Source organism: Mesorhizobium sp. WSM4849 (assembly GCF_055811385.1).
Genome location: NZ_JBVVPW010000037.1, coordinates 1 through 24,076 on the forward strand (window position 1 = coordinate 1; position 24,076 = coordinate 24,076).

At 59.1% G+C, this 24,076-nt stretch carries 24 protein-coding genes and 1 pseudogene; 11 read left to right on the forward strand and 14 right to left on the reverse strand.

Annotated features, from left to right (window positions below; all coding sequences use genetic code 11):
* On the reverse strand, nucleotides 1-407 hold a 407-nt coding region (locus tag AC0L3L_RS30120; protein ID WP_473640676.1), incomplete at its 3' end, for a hypothetical protein.
* 576 nt (nucleotides 408-983) lie between these two features.
* Between AC0L3L_RS30120 and AC0L3L_RS30125 the strand changes: the two genes are divergently transcribed.
* Nucleotides 984-1,403: an Hsp20/alpha crystallin family protein gene (locus AC0L3L_RS30125; RefSeq protein WP_473640678.1), complete on the forward strand. Its 420-nt coding sequence runs from the start codon at nucleotides 984-986 to the stop codon at nucleotides 1,401-1,403.
* A complete protein-coding gene (locus AC0L3L_RS30130) occupies nucleotides 1,396-1,860 on the forward strand; it encodes an Hsp20/alpha crystallin family protein (RefSeq protein WP_473640680.1) in 465 nt (154 codons plus the stop codon). The genes AC0L3L_RS30125 and AC0L3L_RS30130 overlap by 8 nt, the downstream gene beginning before the upstream one ends.
* Before the next feature lie 79 nt (nucleotides 1,861-1,939).
* Here AC0L3L_RS30130 and AC0L3L_RS30135 read toward each other — a convergent pair.
* From AC0L3L_RS30135 to AC0L3L_RS30150, 4 genes and pseudogenes are all read right to left on the reverse strand, one after another.
* Nucleotides 1,940-2,185, reverse strand: a pseudogene (locus tag AC0L3L_RS30135) (cation transporter); the annotation flags it as partial.
* A 21-nt stretch (nucleotides 2,186-2,206) separates the two neighbouring features.
* Nucleotides 2,207-2,701 (reverse strand): hypothetical protein, encoded by a 495-nt coding sequence (locus AC0L3L_RS30140; protein WP_473640682.1) that lies wholly within the window; start codon nucleotides 2,699-2,701, stop codon nucleotides 2,207-2,209.
* Between the two features lie 193 nt (nucleotides 2,702-2,894).
* Nucleotides 2,895-3,563, reverse strand: a complete 669-nt coding sequence (locus tag AC0L3L_RS30145; RefSeq protein ID WP_473640683.1) for a hypothetical protein — start codon at nucleotides 3,561-3,563, stop codon at nucleotides 2,895-2,897.
* A gap of 289 nt (nucleotides 3,564-3,852) precedes the next feature.
* Nucleotides 3,853-5,106: an OmpP1/FadL family transporter gene (locus AC0L3L_RS30150; protein ID WP_473640685.1), complete on the reverse strand. Its 1,254-nt coding sequence runs from the start codon at nucleotides 5,104-5,106 to the stop codon at nucleotides 3,853-3,855.
* Between the two features lie 1,268 nt (nucleotides 5,107-6,374).
* Between AC0L3L_RS30150 and AC0L3L_RS30155 the strand changes: the two genes are divergently transcribed.
* Entirely contained in the window at nucleotides 6,375-6,575 is a 201-nt protein-coding gene (locus tag AC0L3L_RS30155; RefSeq protein WP_473640687.1) for an Rmf/CrpP family protein, read from the forward strand.
* Between the two features lie 47 nt (nucleotides 6,576-6,622).
* Here AC0L3L_RS30155 and AC0L3L_RS30160 read toward each other — a convergent pair whose 3' ends face one another.
* From AC0L3L_RS30160 to AC0L3L_RS30190, 7 genes are all read right to left on the reverse strand, one after another.
* The gene (locus tag AC0L3L_RS30160) at nucleotides 6,623-6,868 is read right to left on the reverse strand and encodes a hypothetical protein (protein ID WP_473640689.1); all 246 of its coding nucleotides are present in this window, start codon (nucleotides 6,866-6,868) and stop codon (nucleotides 6,623-6,625) included.
* Between the two features lie 373 nt (nucleotides 6,869-7,241).
* Entirely contained in the window at nucleotides 7,242-8,894 is a 1,653-nt protein-coding gene (locus AC0L3L_RS30165; protein WP_287075206.1) for an ABC transporter ATP-binding protein, read from the reverse strand.
* Nucleotides 8,884-9,768 carry an ABC transporter permease gene (locus AC0L3L_RS30170; RefSeq protein WP_473640691.1) on the reverse strand — a complete coding sequence of 295 codons (885 nt, stop codon included), beginning with the start codon at nucleotides 9,766-9,768 and terminating at the stop codon, nucleotides 8,884-8,886. Before AC0L3L_RS30170 ends, AC0L3L_RS30165 begins: the two co-directional genes overlap by 11 nt.
* Nucleotides 9,765-10,811, reverse strand: coding sequence for an ABC transporter permease (locus tag AC0L3L_RS30175; RefSeq protein WP_287075208.1), 1,047 nt, complete (start codon nucleotides 10,809-10,811; stop codon nucleotides 9,765-9,767). The genes AC0L3L_RS30170 and AC0L3L_RS30175 overlap by 4 nt, the downstream gene beginning before the upstream one ends.
* A gap of 72 nt (nucleotides 10,812-10,883) precedes the next feature.
* On the reverse strand, nucleotides 10,884-12,491 hold the full coding sequence (locus AC0L3L_RS30180; RefSeq protein WP_473640694.1) for an ABC transporter substrate-binding protein: 1,608 nt from the start codon (nucleotides 12,489-12,491) through the stop codon (nucleotides 10,884-10,886).
* Nucleotides 12,492-12,602: 111 nt separating this feature from the next.
* Complete coding sequence (locus tag AC0L3L_RS30185) at nucleotides 12,603-12,956, reverse strand: Rieske (2Fe-2S) protein (protein ID WP_473640696.1); 354 nt, start codon at nucleotides 12,954-12,956, stop codon at nucleotides 12,603-12,605.
* 12 nt (nucleotides 12,957-12,968) lie between these two features.
* Nucleotides 12,969-14,051, reverse strand: a complete 1,083-nt coding sequence (locus tag AC0L3L_RS30190; RefSeq protein ID WP_473640698.1) for an amidohydrolase family protein — start codon at nucleotides 14,049-14,051, stop codon at nucleotides 12,969-12,971.
* Between the two features lie 133 nt (nucleotides 14,052-14,184).
* On the opposite strand from AC0L3L_RS30190, the gene AC0L3L_RS30195 reads away from it, so the two are divergent.
* From AC0L3L_RS30195 to AC0L3L_RS30215, 5 genes are all read left to right on the forward strand, one after another.
* On the forward strand, nucleotides 14,185-15,042 hold the full coding sequence (locus tag AC0L3L_RS30195) for a LysR family transcriptional regulator (protein ID WP_473640700.1): 858 nt from the start codon (nucleotides 14,185-14,187) through the stop codon (nucleotides 15,040-15,042).
* Between the two features lie 89 nt (nucleotides 15,043-15,131).
* Nucleotides 15,132-16,214, forward strand: coding sequence for an FAD-binding oxidoreductase (locus tag AC0L3L_RS30200; RefSeq protein ID WP_473640702.1), 1,083 nt, complete (start codon nucleotides 15,132-15,134; stop codon nucleotides 16,212-16,214).
* 401 nt (nucleotides 16,215-16,615) lie between these two features.
* The gene (locus AC0L3L_RS30205; protein ID WP_473640704.1) at nucleotides 16,616-16,927 is read left to right on the forward strand and encodes a helix-turn-helix domain-containing protein; all 312 of its coding nucleotides are present in this window, start codon (nucleotides 16,616-16,618) and stop codon (nucleotides 16,925-16,927) included.
* A 407-nt stretch (nucleotides 16,928-17,334) separates the two neighbouring features.
* Entirely contained in the window at nucleotides 17,335-18,129 is a 795-nt protein-coding gene (locus tag AC0L3L_RS30210; RefSeq protein WP_473640706.1) for a methyltransferase domain-containing protein, read from the forward strand.
* A gap of 181 nt (nucleotides 18,130-18,310) precedes the next feature.
* Nucleotides 18,311-19,099, forward strand: coding sequence for a class I SAM-dependent methyltransferase (locus AC0L3L_RS30215; protein ID WP_473640708.1), 789 nt, complete (start codon nucleotides 18,311-18,313; stop codon nucleotides 19,097-19,099).
* A gap of 72 nt (nucleotides 19,100-19,171) precedes the next feature.
* Here AC0L3L_RS30215 and AC0L3L_RS30220 read toward each other — a convergent pair whose 3' ends face one another.
* Both AC0L3L_RS30220 and AC0L3L_RS30225 read right to left on the reverse strand, forming a co-directional pair.
* Entirely contained in the window at nucleotides 19,172-20,179 is a 1,008-nt protein-coding gene (locus AC0L3L_RS30220) for an RcgR family putative quorum lactone hydrolase (RefSeq protein ID WP_473640709.1), read from the reverse strand.
* Nucleotides 20,169-21,782, reverse strand: coding sequence for an RcgA family putative transporter (locus tag AC0L3L_RS30225; protein WP_473640788.1), 1,614 nt, complete (start codon nucleotides 21,780-21,782; stop codon nucleotides 20,169-20,171). The genes AC0L3L_RS30220 and AC0L3L_RS30225 overlap by 11 nt, the downstream gene beginning before the upstream one ends.
* A 118-nt stretch (nucleotides 21,783-21,900) precedes the next feature.
* Between AC0L3L_RS30225 and AC0L3L_RS30230 the strand changes: the two genes are divergently transcribed.
* The 3 genes from AC0L3L_RS30230 to AC0L3L_RS30240 all read left to right on the forward strand — a co-directional run bounded on the left by AC0L3L_RS30230 (nucleotide 21,901) and on the right by AC0L3L_RS30240 (nucleotide 23,875).
* Nucleotides 21,901-22,278, forward strand: coding sequence for a hypothetical protein (locus AC0L3L_RS30230; RefSeq protein WP_473640711.1), 378 nt, complete (start codon nucleotides 21,901-21,903; stop codon nucleotides 22,276-22,278).
* Nucleotides 22,279-22,468: 190 nt separating this feature from the next.
* On the forward strand, nucleotides 22,469-23,041 hold the full coding sequence (locus tag AC0L3L_RS30235; protein ID WP_473640790.1) for a recombinase family protein: 573 nt from the start codon (nucleotides 22,469-22,471) through the stop codon (nucleotides 23,039-23,041).
* Nucleotides 23,042-23,380: 339 nt separating this feature from the next.
* A complete protein-coding gene (locus tag AC0L3L_RS30240; protein WP_210237729.1) occupies nucleotides 23,381-23,875 on the forward strand; it encodes a hypothetical protein in 495 nt (164 codons plus the stop codon).
* The last annotated feature ends 201 nt before the right edge of the window (nucleotides 23,876-24,076 follow it).

Here is a 24,076-nt window from a genome sequence, read left to right on the forward strand (position 1 = left end):
CTGCACGGCTGGCTGTTCGGAGTCTCGCCCTTCGCTTGAACGTCCGCAGCGACGGCGCGCCTTCGAGGATGTCCTGGCGAATCCCACCAGTTGCCGCGGATCGAGCGCCTCGCAGACGCCACAGTGAACCAATGCTTGGCATAAGGTCGGCACATCAGAATTTTGATCCATAGACCGGCTCCAGAACCTCCGGTGCCTGCTCGCCCAACTGCGGATGTGGAAGCCGGGTTAACGGTTGAACGCCTAAAGAAGACCTTTACGCCGATCTCTCCTCGCATGCGCCGAAGCGTCATAGGCCACGACGTGCGACAGTGGAACAGCAGATCGAACATGAGGCCGCCGAGCCAAGCCGGAGCAGTCGGGTTGCTGCTCGTCGCGCTGATCAAGGGATAGATCGGCGCCGCCATTCCGGTGTTCAGCGTATCTGCGTTCGACAGACCTCGGAAATCGATGGAGCCATAATCAGCTTCGAAGACCCGCGATCCAGAACGGGATGAGAGGGTGGCTGGCGTAAAATCGAAGCCTCGGAACGAGCCGGCTGGTTCGCTTCCCCGACCCAGAGTCCGTGGCCTGAGTACGCTAATCTCAGAGCTACGCCCATCTCATCGCCACTAAAAGGGGGATTGGGGACGGAACCATCCAATGAGGTGTTCGAATTGATTCAGATCAAAGCAACAAAGTGCCATCCGCGCATTCTTCTTCATCGTCATGCGGAGACAAACTGGCCATACACCATGGAGGACCGTTCAAGCGAATGGGAACCCGGGCAGGTAAACCAGATTGCCAGTGAAACATGATAGGCGAACCCGCGGCACCACCTAGGCGACTCTGAAGTTAAGTTCAGAGCTGGAAGGTGAGAGCCGCGGGCTCGGTACTCCTCGCTCCATGGCGCACCGCCGATGGGCGGTGAAGAGCGGGGATGGCCCGGCTGTACATCGAGGGAACCCGAGGGCCTTGCGGCGCGGCTTTCCAAGGAGGAGACAATGATCGCACGAATGCTATTCGGCGCAGATCCTTTCCGCAACATACGCCGCCTCCAGGACGAAGTGAGCCGACTGGAATTCCCGGCGGTGAATGTCGTCGTAAACCAGGACGGCGTCATCATCACCGCCGAACTGCCTGGGGTAAGATCAGAAGACTTGGACATCTTGATTCACAGGGATTCCGTTACGCTCAGCGGAGAGCGGCAAACCGAAACTGAGGAAGCCCGACGGGGATACCACCGGCGTGAGCGTCGTCGAGGCCGGTTTGTGCGGACTGTGTCATTGCCGTTTGTGGTCGACCCGAACAAGGTTGAAGCGGATCTCGTCAATGGCGTACTGACTCTGGATCTTCCTCGGGCCGAAGAGGACAAGCCCAAGCGCATTCACGTGAAGGCGAGCAAGGAGGCGGGTCATGGCTAAGCGAGAGACCACGAGAGCGGGGACGAAGGGGAGCAAGCAGTCTCAGGCCACGCCGACTAGCCAACCGGAGCTGGAGGGCAAGCTGTCCGCGGAGCAGGACGCGGGCGAGCGGACCCATGAGAGGCTGGTCTTCGTACCACGGGTTGACATCTACGAAACTGAAACGGGCCTTGTCGTCGTTGCGGATCTGCCCGGCGTCAGCCCGGAGGGTTTGGAGGTCACGTTGGAGAAGCGGGTGCTGTCGATCTATGGCCGCGTCGAAGAGGATACGCCCCAGGGCTACAGCCAGGCCTATCGCGAGTATGACGTCGGCGATTTCGAGCGGCAGTTCACTCTCTCCGGGGATTTCGACATCAACGGAATTGAGGCGAACATGAAGGATGGTGTGCTTCACCTCGCCATCCCGAGAGCTCCGGAGGCAGCGGCAAAGCGGATCGAGGTTAGATCGGTTTCCTGACGATCGAGGAAGATTGCGCAGACGCCGCGCTCGCCAGCGGTTAGCAGAGCCTACTGCATGACTCGCGCCGGGTCCTCTTCAGACCGGGGATCAGAATGACGCCCGCCAGGACCATCGCAAGCCGTGCCCGATTGCGGGCCGACCAGCCCAGGCCAAGGGCGATCAGCAGATTGATCGAGGTATCCTCGAGGAAATCGACGCTGTCGGCGAAAAGCGACACCGAGCCGATGGCCAGCGCCACGGCGAACTCGATGCCAAAATAACTCAGATTGAGGGCCGCCACTATGATGACGGCACGACGGAGCGACGCATTCAAATTCATCATCCCATGGTTGCGGAGAGCACCTTACTTAAGCGGAACGACCTGACGGAACTTGCCGCCCTTGGATTGCTCTGGTGGCTCGGCGCCGGGCTCCAAGGAAACATGCTCGAGACCGTGCTCGGCGAGCAGACGCTCAATGCCGTCCTTGATGGACTCCCACACGCGATCTGGATGAGCACCGTGCACCTTCAGGCGCACGCGCAGCTTTGTCGACTCGGTCTGCACGATCTGGAACATTTGCAGCCCCGGTGTGCGATCGGCCAGCGTCGAAAAGGCCAACGGTGGGATCGTCACCCGGTCGCCATCGGTGCGGAAGGTGAGAACTTCAGCGGATCGCCCCTGCACTCGGATTGCCGGGAGCGGATTGCCGCACGGGCAAGGCCCGGACTGCTGGACGACACTGTCGCCAAGATCATACCGCAGGATCGGCTGCACGCGATTGGCCAGATTGCTGATGAGAAACGGTGTGCGCGGGCTCGCCCGCCGGCACCGGCCGATAGTCCGCGTCGACTGGCTCAAACGAGACCCAGTCGCTGTCCACGTGCAGCCAGCCATACTCGCAGCTGTAGCTGAAAAACGGGCATTCGGTAGCAGCGTAGCTGTTGCCGACCTTTGCTTTGAATGCTCGTGCGATTCGCTCGTACTCGCCTTCGGGCAGTCCTTCGGCTGAGAGCACCAAAAGAACCGGATCAATCCGCAGTCGACCGGCTTCCTATTCAGTCGCAAGCAGCGCGGCCATGCTCGCATACGGGGTAAGGAGCACAGGCCGGAACTGATTGAGGCGAGCCACCAGCTCAGACATCGGCATGTGAACCGACAGGACCTCGAGCTGTCGCCCCCGGCTTTTCTCAAGACGTGCCGCAGCCACCGCAGAGGCAAAATGGCCGCCTGTGGCCATGACCATCGCCATGCGCCCTCGGCCCACCACGATCCGAATGAAATCCCCCGCACTGAGCCAGGCCGTCAGCGTCCGAAAGAGCATTGCGGTGGTGACAGCCATACTCCGATCGTCAAGCACGAAGAGGCCGTGCGTTCCCGTCGTGCCGGACGTCGTCAGCAGCGTGTATTTGTCGAGGAAGCGTTCGCCGATGAGGTTCGGGTCTTCTGCAAATGCTTGCGCCCGCTCCAGAGTGATCTCTCGATCGACGCACCAGTCATCGAAGCGAGCCATCAACGTCTTCTTATCGGTAACAGGAAGCTGCTCAGTGGCTTCGACGCGACCCTGCAGATCACGGTACAGCTCACGATAGTATGGCGAACTTGCCCGGGCATGGGCGACGATGTCGGCGAGACGGGCGCGCTGACGTTGCGCGATTGCGCCCACGCCCTTCTTTCGTGTGCGCCACGCGTCCCAGATCAGCCTTACAACATGCTCGGTCACAATCGTTCTCGGGTTCACACACCTCCAGCCACTCGCTATACGTACATCCTGTAGCCACTACAGAATCAACGCGCAATGATCGCTATCGGGCCTTATCCAAACGTACCGGCGTCAATATCGAGACGATCAGGCGACCCCGGCAGAGCTCGCCCTTGAATTCCGCACTTCAATCTTGTGCGACTTTTCAAGCACGGCTTGCCTTTGTAGCCTATCCCGATGTTGTCGGTCCTGATCCGCTTCATCTCCTCGGAGCCATCCCTGCCGAACTGCGCGCCAAGGGATTGAACTCCTATCCGCCGAATTTGTAACGCACGCCGAGCGAGATGATGTCAACGCGGCCCTCGGCCGTACCGGCATAACGAATGTTTGCCGTCGTCTCGTCGACCGGCGCATCGTCTACGAAGAGGTGTGCATAGGCGGCGTCGATCGAAAGCCGCTCGTTCCAGTTGTAGCTCGCGCCAATGCTGGCCCAGATGCGGTCTGCGTCCGGCAGGCGCATGGAGCGGTGCTCGTCCGTGGTTGGTGCGATCTCATAGCCGAGACCGGCCCGGAACGTCCAATTGGGATTGTACTTGTACTCGCCACCGAGCGAAAAGAACCATCCATCGTCGAAATCGAGTGCCAAGCTCGTACGGGCCGGCGAACCGCCGAACGGCACGGTCTGAATGCGGCTCCAATTGGCCCACTCCATGCCTGCCATGACCGTGAAAGCGTCGTTGATGCGCTGACGCACGCCGATCGAGACAGTTTCAGGTAGCGTGATGTCGGCGGAGACCGGATAGGTTCCCGCGGGTATCGTGCCGATCTGCGTAACGACGGGGATGCCGAAGGACTGGCTGCCGTTCAGCGAATGCTTGACCATCGAACGGTAGCCGATGCCGATGGTAGTGCCGTCGAACGGCGTTAACGTCACGCCGGCAACGAAACCGGCGTTGACGTCGTCGCCCTTAAGCCGTTGCCGTGGCGGCGTGGCGGTCGGTGCGAGCGCCGTTTCGATGTCGACGTCGAAATACTCGATCTGCATGCCGATGCCGACGCTGATCATGTCATTGAGCTTGAAGCCGAGCACCGGAGTCGCGTTGACCGAGACCACCTTCGCGTCGAGATGGCTGAACATCCCGACCCATGGCGCGTGCGAAGTCGTAGCGAGGCCATAGGGCGCGGTGACGCTCAAGCCGATATAGAACTCGTCGGTGACCGGCACCGCAAAATAGCCCGCCGGCACGATGCCGGTCTCGCCAACGTTGCCGCCATTGCCTGTAATGCCCAACGCCGTGAGCGTTGAACGCGTGGGGTCGACATCAAGCTCCGAGCGCGGGAAAATGGCTGTCAGATTGCCCTCGATGGTCGTACTGGTCACCGTGGTCACCGCCGCCGGATTCCAGAACATCGAGCTGATCGAATCGCCCGGCGCTGCCATGCCGGCAAAGCTTGAGCCCAATCCGTAGGCGGATTGCTCGCGGACCGCAAAGCCCCCGGCCTCCGCTGTCGCGACTTCCGCTACCATCGCCACTATCGTCGAAACAAAGAATATTGCGCGCATCTCGCTACTCTCGATGGCCGCCGGCGCATCGAGGCGACGGCAGTGCCACGTCAGAAGAGATAGAAGATCGGAAGCTGTTGTTGGTGTCGACGGCAGGCGGCCAGCACTTCTGGCACGTCAATGATGGAATGAGGGCAAATCCAAGTGCCCTACTTGCCAAACCGTCACGTACAAAATGGCTCAGGCGCATTCAGAGGTCCCCCTCTGCATTATCCAGCCAAGCCCGCCTTGATATGAAGGTGAATTATCATTGCGTACCAATCAATTGCTTTTTGACCCGAACCGGCATTGCGTCTTGCTGTGTGACGCATCGGCCACAGAGCTACCAACTGATGAGAGTTCGCCGAAGTCATCTTTGCCTGAAAAACCTCCCCGGCCATCCCCGAAGAGAACGGCAGGAGGCCAAAGCTGTGCATTTGAACGCGAAATGCGCAACGTACTCGTTCTGGCTGTTGAGCCGAACGGCAACTCCCCATCCATTTCGGCCGCTGGCAGCGGCCAGTTGGTAGAGTTTTGACCTTAGAACGCCAGCGTGTGAGATCGCCGCCGCCGGGACGGCCGGTCGGCGGCACCGCCCCGCCGGGGTTCGCCGGGGGCGGGGGTGGGGGGGGTGAATGTGGGGCCCCATCACCCCGCGCGCTCGGCCTGCGTTAGGCCGAGGCGCTTGTGGATGGCACGGAACTCGGTCGGGGATAATGGCGGAACGATCCGCTCCGATTTCGCATGAGATGGGATGACGATTATAAAAAATAGACGGTCTGTGAAGTTGCATCGCTCATGAAACTTGCCTCCATGACTCGGGGCTACGCCAATCTTCGCAATCAGATTAGGCCATCAAAACAGCAAAAATGGCGCCGAGCAAAATAGGAAGCGATGAGCGCGTTTGATATAGCCGTGCGCTGATGGAACCGAATTGATCCGGTGTGACTTATCAGGCCCATGAGCACACGCGGGAAAAATCTTTTTTCATCATTGGCTGACGAACAATGTGCCCGAGACGGTGGGCGCCGAGTTAATCTCGGTGAGCGAGTTGGCCAGCAAACTATTTGCCGACGCAAAGCGTCAGGGTATCAGCAGATCGAGGAGGACACCGACAGTGTCTACGAGACGATCCTCGACGCCATCGTGCACTACGACGCCGGTTTAGCCGACTGATCCTAGTCACAGGCCCTCTAGCCGTTCGACCGTTTGGTAGTGTCTCAGTTTGCCTTTCGCAAACCGGCCCGACTCTCCTATATGCTTGGCGGAAAGCATATGGAGGCACACACGTGGGCAAGCCCGACCCGAGAGACGAAGGCATAGACGCATACTGCCTAAAGCTGCCCCGATCGGCCTGCCCTTATCCCCTATTGACCAAAAAGCGACGCTCTTGGCTGCAAGGTTGGGACGAATCCAAACCGATTGATGAAGAGGAGCAGGAGGCAAAATGGTGCCTCGATCCTGATAGAAGCGCGTCCCTTGCGCCGTGATCTACGGCCGAAGCTTTAAGGCTTCCCTGCGGCCGATCATCACGAACCTAGATAGGCCGGCCGGTTCTCATCATGGCACGGGCGATCGCGAGCTGCGCCTCGACCTTGGCATTTTCCTTTTGCGTCATCTTGTCGGCGGCGATCAGCCGGCGTAGCGAGCGCATGATTTCCCCGCGTGTCCAGCCGGCCTCGAGCATGCAATCGACGATCGCCTGAAAGCCGGGCTCCATAGCCTCCTGGCAATCAATCTCACGGTCGAGATACTCGTCCTGTCGTCTTGGCGGTCTGATCATCCAGGCTTCCTCAAAGATATCGCTCGCCCTCGGCGCGGTGCTCGAAACAGAACCAGTGCGACGGCTGCCGCGGCTTGGCAAATCCCCATCCCGCATGCTTCCCGCAGCCTCGATGCTCGCCGGAAGAGTCCGATTAAACAATCACTGGGCCGGCCGGAACCTTTGTTGATTTAGAAGCTCTGGACGTCGCGGTTGCGCCATCCGCTGATTCCCGCAAACCGTCAATAGCGAACGTTTGCGCGAGAACTGGTGCCGGAGTCTCAAGCGGTCAAACCTCCACTGCCGACTCCCAAAGCCGCCGCCCCTTAAGCGTTGGACGGCGACTCAGGGCGCAGCCTGCTTGCCGTTGTTGCCATTCGTGATCCGTTGGGATTCAGTTCGCCGCGCCGACCCGCTTGCGCTCCCGGGTTTCCAGCAGCTTCGTCAGCCAGTCTGGATCCATCTCCGGCACCGAGGAGAGAAGCAGTTCGGTATACGGAGCATGCGGCGGCGTCAGGATTTCGGTCTTGAGCCCCTGCTCGACGACTTTGCCTTGGTGCATGACGACAATTTCGTCGGCGATTGCCCTCACCGTCGCGATGTCGTGCGTGATGAAAATGTAGCTGACTCCGAATTCTTGTTGCAGCCGCATAAGAAGCTTCAGGATCTCTTCCTGTACGATCTGGTCGAGCGCCGAGGTCACCTCGTCGCAGATGATGAGCTCCGGATTAGCAGCCAGCGCCCGGGCAATGCAGATGCGCTGCTTCTGACCGCCCGAGAGTTCGCCCGGCAGACGGTCGAGGAAGCTTTCATCCATCTCGATCATGTGCATGAGTTCGCCAACGCGGCGGTCGCACGCCGCCCCTTTGAGGCCGAGATAGAACTCGAGCGGCCGGGAGATGACTTCCTCGACGGTCTGACGCGGATTGAGCGCGTTGTCAGGCATCTGATAGATCATCTGAATGCGGCGCAGAATGTCTTTGGGCCTCTCTTTCAGTGTTCTTGGCAGACGATGCCCCGCAAATGAGATCGAGCCCGAGACCGGCGGCAGCAGGCCGGTGATGACGCGGGCGAGCGTTGATTTACCGGAACCAGATTCACCGACGACCGCTACCGTCCGTCCGCGCGGCACCTTGATCGATACATCCTGCAGAACCTTGACTTTCCCTGCGTAGGCGGCGGTGATGTTATCGATCGTGAGCAGATGGTCCGCGGCCGGCACTTCGGGTTTGGCTAGCTTTCGCACCGCCCAGAGCGTCCTCGTATAGTCTTCGGCCGGCGCCGCAAGCATCTGGCGTGTTTCGGCCTCCTCCACAGTACGGCCATGGCGCAGAACCATGATCCGGTCCGCCATCTGCGCAACCACGGCCAGATCATGCGTGACGTAGATCGCGGCAGTGTTGAATTCTTCGACAATCTTGCGGATCGAGGCGAGGACCTCGACCTGTGTGGTCACGTCGAGCGCCGTCGTCGGCTCGTCGAAGACGATCAGGTCGGGCCGGCAGGCCATAGCCATCGCCGTCATAGCCCGCTGCAACTGCCCTCCGGAGACCTGGTGAGGATAGCGGAAGCCGATGGTGTCCGGATCCGGCAGGTGAAGACGCCGGTAAAGTTTGATGGCATCCCGATTCGCTGCCTCGCGACTAGCGATCCCGTGCGCCACGACCGTTTCGACGGTCTGATCGAGGAGCCGATGGGCCGGGTTGAAGGAAGCGGCCGCGCTTTGCGCGACATAGGCGATGCGCGAGCCTCGGAGCCGCCGCCGTGCGGTTTCGGCCATGGCGAGGAGGTCGATCCCGTCGAACAGGATGGATCCTTGCGTGATCCGGCAGCCTGGCTTGGCATATCCCATCGCGGCAAGCCCAATGGTGGACTTTCCGGCGCCGGACTCGCCAATGAGGCCGAGAACCTCACCGCGCTTTAGCGAGAGATCCACACCGCGAACGATCGGATGCCAGCGCTCGTCGGAAAACCCTTCGACGTGAAGGTTGCGAACGCTGAGGAGTTTCGTTCCCTTTTCGCGTTGGCCAGAATTCTTACTTTTCATCGCGCAACCCGCTTGTCGCATGCAAGAACCAGTCGACAACGAAATTCACCGAGACCGTGAGAAGGGCAATCGCGCCTGCCGGCAAGAGCGGAGTGATGTCGCCATAGGTGATGAGGGTAGCGTTTTCCCGCACCATCGAGCCCCAGTCGGCAGTCGGCGGCTGGATGCCGACGCCGAGAAAGGAGAGCGCGGCGATGGTGAGGAAAACGAAACAGAAGCGCAGGCCGAATTCCGCGATCAGCGGCGGCAGCACGTTGGGCAGGATCTCCTTGGTCAGAATCCATCTCGGCCCTTCGCCACGCAGTTGCGCGGCTTCGACATACTCCATGACGGCAACATTCAGCCCGACCGCGCGCGCCAGCCGGAATACGCGGGTCGAATCGAGCAGGGCGATGATGAGGATCAGGCTGGTGACCGACGAACCGAAGATGGATAGCAACATCAGCGCGAAGATGAGGCTCGGGATCGACATCAGCACGTCTACCGCGCGCGACAGAATCTGGTCGAGCCACCCCCGGTACATCGCGGCCAGCAAACCGAGCGTGACGCCGATCGCGAAGGACAGAAGCGTAGTCGCGAAGGCGATGCCGATCGTATTGCGCGCGCCATAGATCAACCGGGTGAGCACGTCGCGACCGAGTTGGTCGGTCCCGACGATGAACTCTTGGCTCCAAGGCGCGAAAGCCTCGGTGAAAACCTGCGTTTCTCCGTAGGGCGCTATCCAGGGCGCTAACAGCGCGACGAAGACGTAGCCAAGGATGACCACGATGCCGAACCAGGCGCTGAATGGAGCCTTTTTGAGTGCGGTTTTTACCCGGGAGGCGCGCGTGCGCCTCTGTCTTGAGACCGCCACGACATGTTCGGTGCTGGTCATCGCGGGTGCAAAAGCCTCGGATTGGTGGCAATGGAAATGATGTCGGCGGTCAGGTTGAGTAGGATGTAGGTTGCCGCGAAGATTAGGGCGCAGGCTTGCACGACCGGAACATCCCGGGACTTCACCGCATCGACCATCAATTGGCCGATGCCGGGATAGACGAACACCACCTCGACCACGACCACGCCGACGATGAGATAAGCGAGGTTGAACGCAATCACCGTGACGATAGGCGCCCAGGCATTGGGCAGGGCGTGTCTGAGAACGATTGTCATAGGCGACATTCCCTTGAGCCGCGCCATATCGATATAGGGGCTTGCCAGCATGTTGATAATCGCCGCGCGCGTCATACGCATCATATGGGCAACAATCACCAGCGTGAGGGTGATGGACGGCAGCGCTGCGCGCCAGACGTGCTCCCAGAACGGCGTTTGGTCGCTGATATTCGCCAGTGTCGGAAACTTGGGAACCAGGTTCAGGACCCAGTTGATCGAAGCCGCGAGCCACTCGGGCAGGGATTGTGCGAATTCGGTTCCGATGAACGTGTCGCGCGAGATGATCAGGTAGGCCAGCATATAGGCGACGAAGAATTCGGGGAATGAAATCGTCGTCAGCGTCACCGTGTTCACCACACGGTCGAACCAGCTGTTGCGGTAGAGAGCGGCGAGAATGCCAAGTCCCAGCGCGAGTGGAACCGCTATAAGGGCGGTCATCACGGCAAGGAACATCGTGTTGTAGAGCCGGGGCGCAATGATCTCGGCGACTGTGCGCCGGTAGCCGGTGCGGCTTGCGAAGGAAGAGCCGAAATCCCCCTGCACGATCTGCCCGACCCAGGCGAAATAGCGCTCAACCGGCGGACGATCGATGCCGATTTCGCGCTGGAATGCGGCGACCGTCTCGGGCGTCGCGGATTGCCCGAGCATCGCCTTGGCGAAATCGCCCGGAAGCATGGCAATCGCCGAAAAGATGATGATGGTGACGATGAACAGCGTGATCAGGCCGAGGCCCAGGCGCTGCAGAACCGTCCTAACGACCGGATTCATGGGCGGTGCCTTCGAGCGTTTCCCCTGAAAAGAGCGAACCGCCCGCGCCGCGGGCGGTTCGCTTGGCGAACGTCACGCGTTGGCTACCCACCAGCGCTCGGCCATCTTCAGTCCGTCATTCTCCCAGTTCGGCGCCAGCTCGCCGTGCGCCAGTTTCTTGGACTTGGCGCCGACAAAATTGTTGAAGACCAGGACGATGGCGCCGCCGTCGTCATGCGTCAACTGCTGCATTTCGGCATACATCGCGGAGCGCTTGGCCTCGTCGGTCTCCGCGCGTGCCTGGATCAGCAGTTCGTTGAAGCGGGCATTTTTCCAGAACGTCTCGTTCCAGCTGGAATCCGCCGAGTAGGCCTGCGTGAACATCCAGTCGGCCGTTGCACGACCGCTCCAATAGGAGGCGCACCACGGTTTCTTGAGCCAGACATTGTCCCAATAGGCGTCCTCGGCCTCGCGCACCACATTGACATCGATGCCGCATTGGGCCGCCGTCTCGCGGATGAGGGCGGCTGCGTCCACGGCGCCGGCGAAAGCGGCGTCGGCGACGGAAAGGTCGACCTTGAGATTTTCCATTCCCGCTTTTTTCAGATGGAAGCGCGCCTTTTCCGGATCGAACTTGTGCTGCGGCTCCGGATTGATGGCGAACTTGATCGCCGGTGCGATCGGGTTGTCATTTCCGACGGTTGCATGGCCAAGGAAGATCTTCTGCGCGATTTCCTCGCGATCGATGGCCCATTTCAACGCCATGCGCACATCGGGGTTGTCGAATGGCGCCACCGTCACGTTCATCGGCAGCGTGTAATGGCCGTATCCGGTGACCTCGAGGATCTCGATATTCGGCTTGCGCTTCAGCATACCGAGCGTTTTCAGGTCGGCGCGGCCGATATAATCCACCTCGCCGGTTGACAGCGCGGCCATACGCGCGGCGAGGTCCGTGATGGCGATAAACTCCACCTCGTCAAAATAGGGTTTGCCGTTCTTGAAGTAGTTGGGATTGCGCTTGAGCTTGGCCGAGACGCCTGGCTGAAAGTTCTCAAGCACGAAGGCACCGGTCCGGACGCCCGATTCCCAGTCCGCCTTTCCGTCCTTGGCAGGCATGACGACAAGGTGATAGTCGCTCATGATGTAGGGAAAGTCGGCATCGCCGCTTTTTAGCGTGAAAACGATCGTTTCCGGACCGTCCGCCTTGATGTTGGTCACCGATTCGAGCAGCGACTTCGCCGCCGATTTGGTGTCGGCTCCCATGTGATATTGCATAGAGGCGACCACGTCGTCCGCGGTGATGGTCTTGCCGTCGTGGAAGGTCGCACCTTTGCGCAGCTTGAAGACCCACGTCGTCGCGTCGTCCGAGGTCTCGAAGCTTTCGGCAAGATCCGGCTGGATGCTGCCTTTCGCGTCCACCTCGGTCAGGCTGTTGGACATGGCGCCCGAGAAGGCGGTTTGCGTGAAGGTATCGGGATAGCCGGCCGGATCGATCGAATCCGTCGTCGCGCCATGTGCCATACCGAGCTTGGCGAAGCCGCCCCGCTGCGGTTCGGCCCGCGCCACGCTCACGAAGAGCATATCGGCGGCGGCGACGGTCAGGCCTGCCGCCAGCCCAAGATGGATGAAATCACGGCGCGAAACCTTGCCGCGGCCGATCAGGTTTTGCGCCAAGCGCAGTTTGTATTCAGATTCTGACACTGCTTCCTCCCATTGCGGATTTCCCGCATTCTTGTTGTTGGCATTTATTGAGCAGATCTGGCGGATTCAGCCGATTTGCCTCCTTTCGATTTTCCCCGGTTTGACGCAAATCTACGCCGTTACATAGATTTCACCAGCTTCCACCATGACCGGGAATGTTCGGGCACGCACGCCCGGATCGACCAGGGCCGCACCGGTCTTTATGTCGAATTCCCAGCCGTGCCAGGCGCAGCGCACGATCTCGTTCTCGCGGTGATAGATGAATTGCGCTTGGTCGACCGGCGCCGTGGTTCCGCATTGCGGTCCCTCGCAAAGCGGAGCGCCGCGGTGCGGACAAACGTTCAGCAAGGCATGGAATGAATCTCCGATGCGGAAAACCCCGACTGAAAGGCTGCGGATCTTGGCGATGTAGGGAGTTCCGGTCTCGATTTCGTCGACGCGGCAAATGTATGTCTTCTCAGCCATGGTTGACTCCCGTCAGGCGGCATTAGCCGCTTGCGTGCGGGGAATGCGTTTGTAGACCTCGAGCGCATTCAATCCCATGATCTTGCTCCTCCAGGCAGGCGGGATGTGCAGCGTGTTGGCATCGTCATAATCCCAATGCGGGTAGTCGGAGGCAAACATCAGCGTGTTCTCGCCGTCCATCGCTTCGAGAGTGGTCCAGAGATGCTGTATGTTCGCGGGCTGCTCCAGCGGCTGCGTGGAAAAGCGGATGTTGCGACGGCAATACTCGGAGGGCAGCATCTTCAGCCACGGCGTTTCCTTGCGCAGCGCTTTGTAGTCTGCGTCCAAGCGCCACAATACCGACGGAACCCAAGCCACGCCGCACTCGATGATCACGAAATACAGATTCGGCCATTTCTCGAAAACGCCATGCGCGATCATGCTTGCCACGTGCGACAAGGCCGACATGTGAAGAATAGCGTGCGTCTCCCAGAAGAAGGTCGTGGGAGCCGGTGCCACCGCGTTCCAGTTGATGCCGCCATGGCCGCCCAGGTGAATCGCGAATGGCAGCCCGACTTCGGCGCAGGCCTCGAAAATGGGATGGTAGAACGGATCGCCGTAGGGTTTGACCGAGCCTTGGGAGGCTAGGACCTGGACCATACGGGGGTGGTTGCCGAGACGGCGGATTTCGGCTGCTGCGAGCTTCGGATCCTGCGGCGCGATGATGATGGAACCCATGAAGCGGCTGTCTTTGGGAAGCCACTCGGCGATTTGGTAGTCGTTATAGGCGCTGACCAGCGCGCTAGCGTAATAGGGATTTGCCAGCGTGGAGGCTTCGATCGGCTCGTCGCCGGTGAGGATAGCGGCCGCGACATTGTATTTGTCGAGGTGCTTTTCTTTCATGATGAGATAGTTGTCGGCCTCCGACTCGGGCCTAACGTCCTTGCGGGAAAAGTCCTGCGGGTGGAACCACGGACGGTGCCCGTGCGGGAAGGCGCCTCTCGGACCAGTTTTCTCGCCTTCTGTGAACATGTCTTTCCAGACGCCGGAAAGATAGGGCTCGAGCACCGTCGCGCTCGACCAATAATTGTGACAATCGCAATCGACTATGAACACCCTATCCAACTCCCTGGCGCGGCAGGCCGGCTAACCTAGCCGGCTTCTTCAACCGCAGCTTCCGCCTTGGCAATTATTTGATCAAGCTTGTGATCTGGGGTAATACGATCGGATTTTTCGATTGCGAGGCGACATGCAGCTGGATCACATCGAGACCTTCCTCGACATCATGGAGTCACGAAATTTTAACCGTACGGCCGATCGGCTAGGGGTTACGCAATCGACGGTGAGCACGCGCATCAGGAACCTGGAGCAGGCCATTGGTTCGGAGCTCTTCCTGAGGGGACGCGCCGGCGCCGAACCGACCGCGGCGGGGCGACGTTTCGAAGCCTATGCGCGCGCCATGCTCTCGACATGGTCGCAGGCCCGCCATGACGTTCGGGCATTCAACCGGTTCGAGGGCACCTTGCGCGTCGCTGCGCAGGTCGGGATGACGCGATCGATATTGCCGGGTTGGGTGGAAACGCTGTTCCAGGTGCTGCCGAAATCGTCAATTCACGTAGAGTCCGACTACTCGCCGCAGATGATTTCCGATTTGAGCTTGGGAAACCTCGATATTGCTGTGGTCTACGCGCCCCGTTACCTCCCTGAAATCTCCTACGATCCTCTCATGGTTGAAGAATATGTGATGGTGTCTACGACGGCCAGCCTCCTGTCGGAGGTCAACCCGGATACGTATATCCGGCCAGGCTACACGGTCGCGCTTGAGAAAGCCCACGCCGAGGCGCTGCCGCAATTGGCGATAGGCCGCCTTTCGATGGGCTCGGAAACGCTCGCCGAAGCGATGCTGCGGCGCATGGGTGGCACTTGCTATATGCGCAGTGACGACGCTCGGCGGTATACGGCCGAGCGTCCGTCTTTTATGGTCGAGGGTGCGCCCGCGCTTCAGCAGCCCGTCCACACCGCTATTTTGGCGCGACGCAAGCACGAGCCGATTATCCGTAGAGGGATTCGCGCGCTCCATCTGGCCGTTATGTCCATGGAAAGTTAGATCGGAATACCCGATTGTAAAGGCGACATCTGCCGCTTTTTCGAAAGCATCCAGGCTGCCATCCTGGCCGGGTAAAGCAGAGTCGATCGATGAACGCGCACGCTTCCTTTTCAACCACCGATTTCGCTCCGGCGATGCGTCAACGGCAATGGGCGGAGAGCTCAAAACAGTTCGTGCGCTGCCGGCGCGTAATCGACGAGACGCGCGATGCCCGCACATTCGTCTTTTCGGCCGCTTCGGGCCAAATGTTCAGCTTCAGTGCAGGCCAATATCTGATCCTGCACCTGACGATCAACGGCGCCACGGTAACGAGATCCTACTCGGTTTCCTCGCCGCCGACCCGACCGCTCGACCTGCAGATCACGGTGAAGCGGGTGAAGGGCGGGCTTGTTTCCAACTGGCTTCACGACAATCTCCGGCCGGGCCACGACATTGAAATCGAAGGGCCGATCGGACGTTTCAGCTTCGACGATCTACCATGCGAGAAGCCGCTTTTCCTTTCGGGCGGCAGCGGCATCACTCCCGTTATGTCGATGCTGCGGGCGCTAACCGACAGGGCATCTGGCCATGACATCCGTTTCATTCACTGCGCTCGGACGGCGAACGACATCGCTTTCCGCTCCGAGTTGGAGGCGCTCGCCGCGCGATTCTCCAATGTCGATGTAAGCTTCATCTGCAGTCAGGAAGGTTCGGCGTGGCAGGGCCCTAAGGGTCGCATCGACGGCCCCATGCTCTGGCGGCTGGCTCCCGACCTTCACCAGCGCACGTCTTACGTTTGCGGCCCCGAGCCGTTTATGCAGACGGTTCGGGCCTGTGTCGCGGAGATCGGCATCGCACCCTCGCAATACCACGAGGAAAGTTTCGGCGGCGCCGTGGGCAATTCCATGCCTCCTCAATCGGCTGCCGCTGGCCCAACTTGTGTCCGTTTCGCCCGGTCTGGCGTGGAGCACCTGTGTGCGCCTGGAGAGACCCTGCTCGATGCGGCGCGCAATAGCGGCCTCTACATTCCTACCGCATGCCAGCAGGGCATTTGCGGAACTTGCCGGACGGTCAAGCTGTCGGGTGAAGTCGTGATCGACGACCTTGGAGGACTCAGCCTTGAAGAGAAGGCGGCTGGTTATGTGCTGGCTTGCTGCAGCCGGCCGCAAGGCACCGTTTGCCTCGATCTCTGAGCGCATTGCGGACTGATGGCAAAGCCCGGCGCTGCGGGCATGCCGGTGGCTCACATGATTGAATAACGTCGCGCTCACTCATGGGTCGGTTCGGGCAAGTTGTGCTTGGCCTCGCGCCCGCCTTCTGGTGGCAGGCTGGTTGCGATCGCTGCTGGCCGTGGGGATGCGCACCTCGTTTAAGCAGATGGTGGAGATCGGGGGTGATGCAATTGTGCTGATCTTGGTAAAAACGGCGGTCCTTACCGGATTGGTATCGCCGGCCTCGAATTTATCCAGGGGTAATAGAGGCAATGTCGGAGAATTGGCGCCTGCGACGGGCGGTCCAACAGCTCCGGCCACGGCGCTGAAATCCGGAACTGAAGTTCGGTTCGGCGGAGGAGATCAGCGCCAGCCTTCGACGCGTGCGCGACAAGCGAAAGATTCCGCGGTCAAAATTCGCCCCGATGCTCGGCCTGAGCGAACCGGTTTATGTCCGCTACGAGCGGGCAGTGTCGAAATTGACGGTCGGCCGACTTCTCCACATTTGCGAGCTGCTGGATGTTTCGCCGCTGGAGATTCTGTTCCCGGCCGCGCCGCATCTTTGGGGCGACGGCCAGGCCGAAGCGGAGCAACGCAAAGCGATCATCGAAAGGCTCGAGGACTTCGACGAGCTGACCCTGACGGCCATCAATGATTTCCTCCAACACTTGAAAACCAAGCACTGCTGCTTGTGAACTGTAAGCGGTGTTCTCAGGGCCACGGCCCCCTCAGCGTGGGAGTGCGGATGTAGGCCTAGGGCAAGGAGACTCGTCTGTTGGCGTGGCCGTTGACGATCCTGGTGAGGGCGTCCGCGAGATGGCCAAACGGTTCGATGCCGTTTCGACGGCCCCGACGGTGGCGGTGAGCGGGCTGCGGCAATAGCCCACAAGCAAAGTCGCAGATGGGTGGAAAGCGGAGAAGCAGCCATCCTCCAATTCCCACATAGCTGGCATTCCGCGAGCCGCCTTGATGGGCGAGTTACTGCCGCTGCCATGGGACTGCAATGCTCTCAAAGAGACTCATCGTCGGAAAGCGGACGTGATAATGTGAACCCCATGCTTTTCGCGGCGGCTAGCGCCCAGTGGAGACAGGGCACATCAAAATGAGCGGCGGGCTGGAATTTGACGAAGAGACCAGCCGAAAGGTCGAAGCGCTCTATTTGACTCCCGACGTGGTCGAACAGCGGTGCCAAGTGCTGAAGGCACTGCAGCTGAGGGAGGGCGAACGGATTCTCGACATCGGTTCTGGCCCCGGACTCCTGGCTTACGACATGGCAGCTTCTGTCGGGCCCGACGGGCGTGTGTGCGGTATCGACATCAGCGACGACATGCTGGCCATGTCCAGAAAACGTTGCGCTAATCGGCCTTGGGCCGAATTCCTGCGGGCAGAGGCAACCAAACTGCCCTATCCGGACGATGATTTCGATGCTGCCGTATCAACTCAGGTCTACGAATATGTTGCCGATATTCCGGCAGCGCTCGCGGAGCTTTACCGAGTAACGCGCCCGGGCGGTCGCGTGGTTGCTCTGGATACGGACTACGATTCGTTGGTAATTTACACGGGCGATCAGCCGCGCATGGAGCGGGTGCTTTCGGCTTGGGACGAACATTTTGTACACGGCGGGCTACCCCGGACCTTGTCGGGGCAGCTCCGCGACGCCGGGTTCACGATTCGACAACGCGGTGTGATTCCGATGTTCAATCCCGAGTACCACGACAATACCTACGCCAGACGCATGCTGGCTATCATGGCATCCTTTGTAGTCGGGCGCAGAGGCGTGTCCCAGGAGGAAGCAAACGCTTGGCTTGCTGAGTTTTCTGAACTTGGCAAGCAGGGGAAGTTCTTCTTCAGCCTCAATCGTTACCTTTTTGTCGCGGACAAGGTTGCGGTTACGTGACCGGAGAATTTCAGCGGAATCAATGTCGCGTTAGCAGTCATCTTCCGTCGTAGCCTGCTCGATGCGCGGACGCCTGGATTGGGTCAAGCCTTCGCGTTGTGGAGGTCGCGGTCGCGCCAAAACCGGGCATTCGCTTCTCAAAGTTGATATTGTGAAGCTCAGTCGGGGAGAGGTGATCTCGATGAGCCAGATCGAAATCCGCTATGACGATGGGGTCGCCTATGAAAAGATGATGGGCACCTGGAGCCGAGCGGCCGGCGAAATCTTCCTGGAATGGCTCGCGCCCTCGCAAGGCTTACGCTGGATCGACGTCGGCTGTGGAACTGGCGCGTTTACGGAATTGATTATTGAACGTTGGGCGCCCGCTGAGGTCCAAGGGGTTGATCCCTCTGATGCGCAGCTGTCGTTTGCACGGACGCGACCCTTGGGTCAAATCGTCAAGTTTCAATGGGGTGACGCCCTGAGCCTTCCGTTTTCGGAGGCCGAGTTCGATGTCGCCGTTATGGCGCTGGTGATCTTCTTCGTTCCTGATCCCGCCAAGGGCGTTGTCGAGATGGCGCGGGTAGTTCGTCCAGGCGGCATCGTGGCCGCTTACGTCTGGGACATGATCGGTGGGGGACATCCGCTTGAGATGATGCACACCGAATTGAGCGCGATTGGTTTCCCTGCTGTACATCCGCCGCATTCGGAAATAACCGGCCTGGAAGCACTGCGGCTATTGTGGCGAAATGCCTCCCTGGATGAGATCGATACGCGAGAGATCACAGTTCGACGAACATTTGCTGATTTTGAGGAGTATTGGACGACCAGCACGCTCGCGGCTACCGTGCGTCAAACCATCAAAGCCATGCATCCAAGTGATGTTGGGCTGCTTAAAGAGCGCATGCGTGGACGCTTATCGGCGGATGCTGAGGGGCATGTCACCAGCGTTGCCCGTGCCAATGCAATAAGGGGTGTCCGATCTCGATAGGAAGGTGAACTGACCGGCCAACGCCAAACTCATGCTCGCCGGGCCGACTTGTCAGCAGACGACAGAAACCGCTCAACGGCCGCGCGTTAGTAAGCGCTTCAAGCTCAAACCGGCCAACAAAATGTAAGGCGGCATGGCGAGCGAATAGTGACCACAGTTTAATTCCAGAATATTTGGCCTAGCCCCGGCGTCCTTCAGCCTCTGCATGAACCTCTCCGATAGCTCTGGCAACACCACTTTGTCTCTCTTAGCCAACACAACCTGAAGATCGAGATCAGGCCGTGCCAAACTATGCGCGTAATTCTCCAAGTTAAGTGGACCCCAGGCCCTTCTGAGATCGGTCAGCTCAATCTCAGGCTCAAGGCTATCGCGTATCGATCGTGTCGCCCGGCCCGTCCAAACCATATCCGCTAGACTCCCCGCCGTCAGAAACAACGAGGCTTTTGACACAGCCAAGTCGTGTGCCGCGACTATGGCCGCAACCCAGGAACCTAAGCTCATTCCGAGAACCGAAATCTCTCGATAGCCTTCGCTTTTCAACCAACGTATGAGTTTTCGCCCATCCAACACTGCCTGCCTTACAGATTGGATCGTTCGACCGAGATTGGGGCTAAGCATATGGTCGGCGTGCACGGAGCCGGGACGGCTGCGTTCGAAGTGATAAGGCATAGCAATCTCGACAACCGTGATGCCACGCTGCGAGAAAAAGTTGGCAATCTGACGATTCCGGGCGCTTGCATTCCAATGGTGAAAAATCACCATCGCCTGATCGAACGACCCGCTTTCTGTGATTTTCGCCGAGACGACATTGTTCTGTTCGATATCAGTAGAAATGTCCGATGGAAATTTGAGCCACCCATCTAGCCTTTCAAAACCCTGATCACTCACACTCGGCTCATCGAAAAAGGCTGGATCAGCCACGGCTTGGTCCGCAAGGGCACAGAATTCCTCGATACTTGTTATCTTCTTCGCACCTGGAAAGGCGCGTTCCGCGTCAAGGACGAAATCCGTTGGTTTCTTCCCTTCCTCTCCGCGAAGGGCCCGGCGTTCGTCCCAACGATCGAGCCAACTATGAAACACTCTGATTGTTTCCTAACTCGCTCGCTCGCCAGCGGCCTAATCCTGGATCGAACAGGCCGTATAGTGCGACTAGCACTGAAATGGCCAGAAGGGTGGAAAAGCCGGCAAACGCGTCGATCAACAAGTAGCTGACAACAAGTAACGCCACGACCGCCGACATCTTCCACAAAGGCGCATGAAAACGACCTCCGACACCTAATCGGATGGAGCCATACAGAAATACAAAACAGGTCGAAATAACGATAAGAAGGCTGCTGTAATGCGTCGGCATACGATAGCGGAACCCGGTGCTCACATCATCGCGACCTTGGAACATCGAAGACATATCGCCGACCAACCACGCCACAATATTCTCACCACTGGATGCCAGATAAGAGCTTTGGACCTTCATCCATATGGCGACCAGAACCCCCAAAACGGTACACCGAAAAACCCCACGCATCACTGTGAGGCCGGCTTCATTGAGCTCTTGCTGACGATCAACATGCGGCAGCTTCTTCAATCCGTCTCCAATTCTCCAAAGATCATGAACAACCGTATAGAGCAAAATGAGACCTGCGAAGAAAAGATAAAACACCAGGCACATGTATAGGTAAGCGAGCCCCGTAAAAATGACTGTTTCGGGGACAGATATGACCTCAGGACGCACAAGAGCTATTTTCCCCCAATCTATGGCATAGTTGCCACCGCCCTTCATCAACGGCATCAAGGACACGCCGATCCATTGAAAAAGACCCGCGAACAGCAAGCAAATCAAAAAAACCGACAAATATGTGTACGAGGAAGCGTCAACGTTGCGCAACCAGGCGTCGTCGCTTTCCACCTGATCGCCCTGCGCTGCGAGCTTTCTGCGCCCCTCACTTTTCCAGAAGACCAGCAACTCTATAACGAAGAAGAAAAACAGCGGTAAGAACACCATAAAGTCGAGTGTCCAATTCGCTGCCCAAAGGAATCCAACCTGCTTAACGAGCCCGTCCGCTCGCTCGTAGGTGACGTTGTGGATACCAATGATGTACGACAAAAAGCCGAGGGCGGTCATGCCGGCAAACACCGACGCCGGTAAATTCAGGGGAGATCCGTGACTAAAAAACGCCTCCGATTTCCTCGCCAAACTAAAACGCCGCCTCGGCCCCTTGGCGTCAGTATCCCGTGTCGGCTCTGCCGGGGAGTCTGTCTCGTCATCGAATGTCGCAGCCAGTGCCGTATCTGGAATCTCCTGTGCAACGCTGCTTCCGGCTCTCTTCCATTCTCGTCTCTTGGCCGATAACCGCGATTGCGCCGCACTAAGCTCCATCTGCCATTCGCTGGTTGCCACCGGATCATCGCACCCAAAAACCCTCGCCAGCCAACGAATATTGGCAGTGCTAATTCCCTTCTCGTTCTCTTGAAACCAAAGCTGCACCGTTCGCAGATCGACCCCAATCCGGTTGGAATCGATCTGTGAAATCGCCTCTGCGAGAAGCTCTGGCGTCCATGGGCCTGCAGGAAACCCGTCCTTGCCCAATGGCCTACCAGCACCCGCCGCGGCCAACCGCTTGAATATTTCTTTGAAATCACTTTCGTCCCCCGGCGGAGGGAGAAATATTTTTCCATTCTTAATCAATGGCTTACAGGCGCTGCTTTCGTTTCGTTTCGTTTCGTATCCTATCGTGCTCTCGTCCTTGATCAACGTTTTTATCAACTCGATTTTGGCCGGGGTGGCAGGGGCGGAGTGTGCCCGCATGAGGAATGAAGCCATGCTGAGCCTAGGAAAATCTTCAAATGACCTATCCGGAGACAACCATTTCACTCGGCAGAATCGCACGGCGATTAATGCCGAGGCGCGGCTCGGCACCCTGGCCGACATAACCGAACGACATGTCGCAGCTCAAAGAGTGGCCAAAGCGTTGCGAAAGACTGAGAAGGGGCCCGGGGCTGGCGACGTGATCGCGTTGGACGAGGCCGCGGCGCGGCGCGACGTGATTGCGTATCAGCCCGCCGATCACCAGGAATCCATCGGGAAGCTGGTATACATCGCGGCATATTTGATCGCGAGGCGGGAGCGTCTCGAGGAACGGGAAATGGCGACGGTTATGGAGATGGCGGCGCCTTTTGGGTGAGGTGATCGGCCATCATGGGGGTGAACAAGCCCGCTGAAAAGCGGGCTTCTTCATGCCACAGGTGCTTGCGGTCAAAGTCGATCTGCTCTTCCGTGGATCAACCTGATCGCACCGGCTTGCACGGCACCGGTCAAGCATCCCCAAATCAAAGCGGCTATGAAGTTCCAGCCGAAAAGCAGGGCAATGACACCTGCAGCGCGATGCGCTGATCAAGGCCGGCGTTCTTCCCAACCATATCTATCAGGATGCCGCCTCCGGCCGGCGGGATGACCGGCCTGGTCTCGAAGCGTGCCTGAAGGCACTGCGCGGGGGCGATGCGCTCGTGGTCTGGAAACTCGACCGGCTCGGCCGCGATCTCCGTCATTTGGTCAATCTCGTTGGCGATCTCACGAAGCGCAGTGTCGGCCTGAAGGTGCTCGCTGGCGAAGGCGCCTCGATCGACACTACGACCGCCAACGGCCGACTGGTCTTTGCGATCTTCGCTGGGTTGGCTGAGTTCGAGCGGGCGCTGATCGTCGAACGTACCAAGGCGGGGCTGGCATCAGCCCGCGCGCGAGGGCGGCACGGCGGTCGTCCTTTCAAGATGACCCCGGCCAAGTTGCGCCTTGCTCGTGCGGCGATGGGGCAGCCCGAAACCAAGATACGCGATCTGTGTGCCGAACTCGGGATTACCAGGCAGACGCTTTACCGGTTCGTCGGGCCGAACGGCGAATTGAGGGCCGATGGTGAAAAACTCCTCGCCCGTCGCAAGCGCGAAACCTGAAGCATTCAGGGGAGACAGATTAGCGGCTTTTTCGGCCGCTCTCGACGCTTTGCGGTCGTTCAGTTGCGAGGGTAGCATGACGCAATCTGACCCGGCTAAGACGTTGCGTGCCTATGCAAAGCATCGGCGTGCGCAGGCCTTGACACCGCTTTCTCAAGGACATGAGATCGTGTAATCTTTGCAGCTCTGTTCTTGAAGCTCGAGGCCCCGAGAGGCCTTCGCGGGAGAGCGGCAGTGACATCTACATTCGACGCATCCAAACAACGCGCGTGGTACGCACGTCCTTGCGTGCTCTCGACATGTTCACCGAGCTTTCGAGACGAATCAAAGGAGAACACAATGAGGAGGTTTAGCACGATCACTGCGGTTGCGACGCCTTTGTTAATTATCGCGTCTCCCGTTCAGGCCGAGCCGGTGAAGTTTGAGGCGCTTGTCGCGCAGAAGGAAGCCATCCGGCTCGATTTCGCCGATGCGAGCAAGCACTTCTTCTTGCTGGTCCGACGGGAAGGCAAGTCCGAAGGTCAGGGTCCACTCGCCGGCGCGACCGTTCAGGAATATGGCGCTCACGACGTCGTGCCAGGCGTTGGCGGCGAACCGCGCGGCTATCTGGAATTCGCTACGACGGATGGCAACAAGGCCTACATAAAATGGGTTATCCAGGCGGTGTTCGTCCCCGGGCCCGATGGTAAGCCGAAGCTCCTGGACAATGGAGTGTGGCAGGTCGTTGGCGGCACCGGCAAGCTGGAGAAGCTCAAAGGCGCCGGAAGCTTTCGTTTGCTGCCAACCGGTCCCACCGAGCGCCGTTTCGTGATGGAAGGCGAACTCGTCCAGTAGGGATCGCCGTCGAAGACGAAATTACTCGCTGGTTGCCGATCGTCACAGCGCTCGGCTTAAGCTTGACTGAGCGGTTCGAGTCGACTGGGTCCATGGTGCCCACCACATCGCGTGGGCTTGTCAGCTGATGGCACCACGTGCTCGTTCTGTAGCCGAACGGCAACTTCCCACCCTTCTCCGACCCTCGATTTCGCGCGGGAC

Coding starts and splice junctions, on each gene's coding strand:
- AC0L3L_RS30215 (WP_473640708.1), top strand. CDS start 18,311: ATGAGCCAGATCGAAATCCGCTATGACGATGGGGTCGCCTATGAAAAG.
- AC0L3L_RS30130 (WP_473640680.1), top strand. CDS start 1,396: ATGGCTAAGCGAGAGACCACGAGAGCGGGGACGAAGGGGAGCAAGCAG.
- AC0L3L_RS30150 (WP_473640685.1), bottom strand. CDS start 5,106: ATGCGCGCAATATTCTTTGTTTCGACGATAGTGGCGATGGTAGCGGAA.
- AC0L3L_RS30160 (WP_473640689.1), bottom strand. CDS start 6,868: ATGATCAGACCGCCAAGACGACAGGACGAGTATCTCGACCGTGAGATT.
- AC0L3L_RS30210 (WP_473640706.1), top strand. CDS start 17,335: ATGAGCGGCGGGCTGGAATTTGACGAAGAGACCAGCCGAAAGGTCGAA.
- AC0L3L_RS30175 (WP_287075208.1), bottom strand. CDS start 10,811: ATGAATCCGGTCGTTAGGACGGTTCTGCAGCGCCTGGGCCTCGGCCTG.
- AC0L3L_RS30165 (WP_287075206.1), bottom strand. CDS start 8,894: ATGAAAAGTAAGAATTCTGGCCAACGCGAAAAGGGAACGAAACTCCTC.
- AC0L3L_RS30200 (WP_473640702.1), top strand. CDS start 15,132: ATGAACGCGCACGCTTCCTTTTCAACCACCGATTTCGCTCCGGCGATG.
- AC0L3L_RS30230 (WP_473640711.1), top strand. CDS start 21,901: ATGAGGAATGAAGCCATGCTGAGCCTAGGAAAATCTTCAAATGACCTA.
- AC0L3L_RS30170 (WP_473640691.1), bottom strand. CDS start 9,768: ATGACCAGCACCGAACATGTCGTGGCGGTCTCAAGACAGAGGCGCACG.
- AC0L3L_RS30185 (WP_473640696.1), bottom strand. CDS start 12,956: ATGGCTGAGAAGACATACATTTGCCGCGTCGACGAAATCGAGACCGGA.
- AC0L3L_RS30125 (WP_473640678.1), top strand. CDS start 984: ATGATCGCACGAATGCTATTCGGCGCAGATCCTTTCCGCAACATACGC.
- AC0L3L_RS30195 (WP_473640700.1), top strand. CDS start 14,185: ATGCAGCTGGATCACATCGAGACCTTCCTCGACATCATGGAGTCACGA.
- AC0L3L_RS30240 (WP_210237729.1), top strand. CDS start 23,381: ATGAGGAGGTTTAGCACGATCACTGCGGTTGCGACGCCTTTGTTAATT.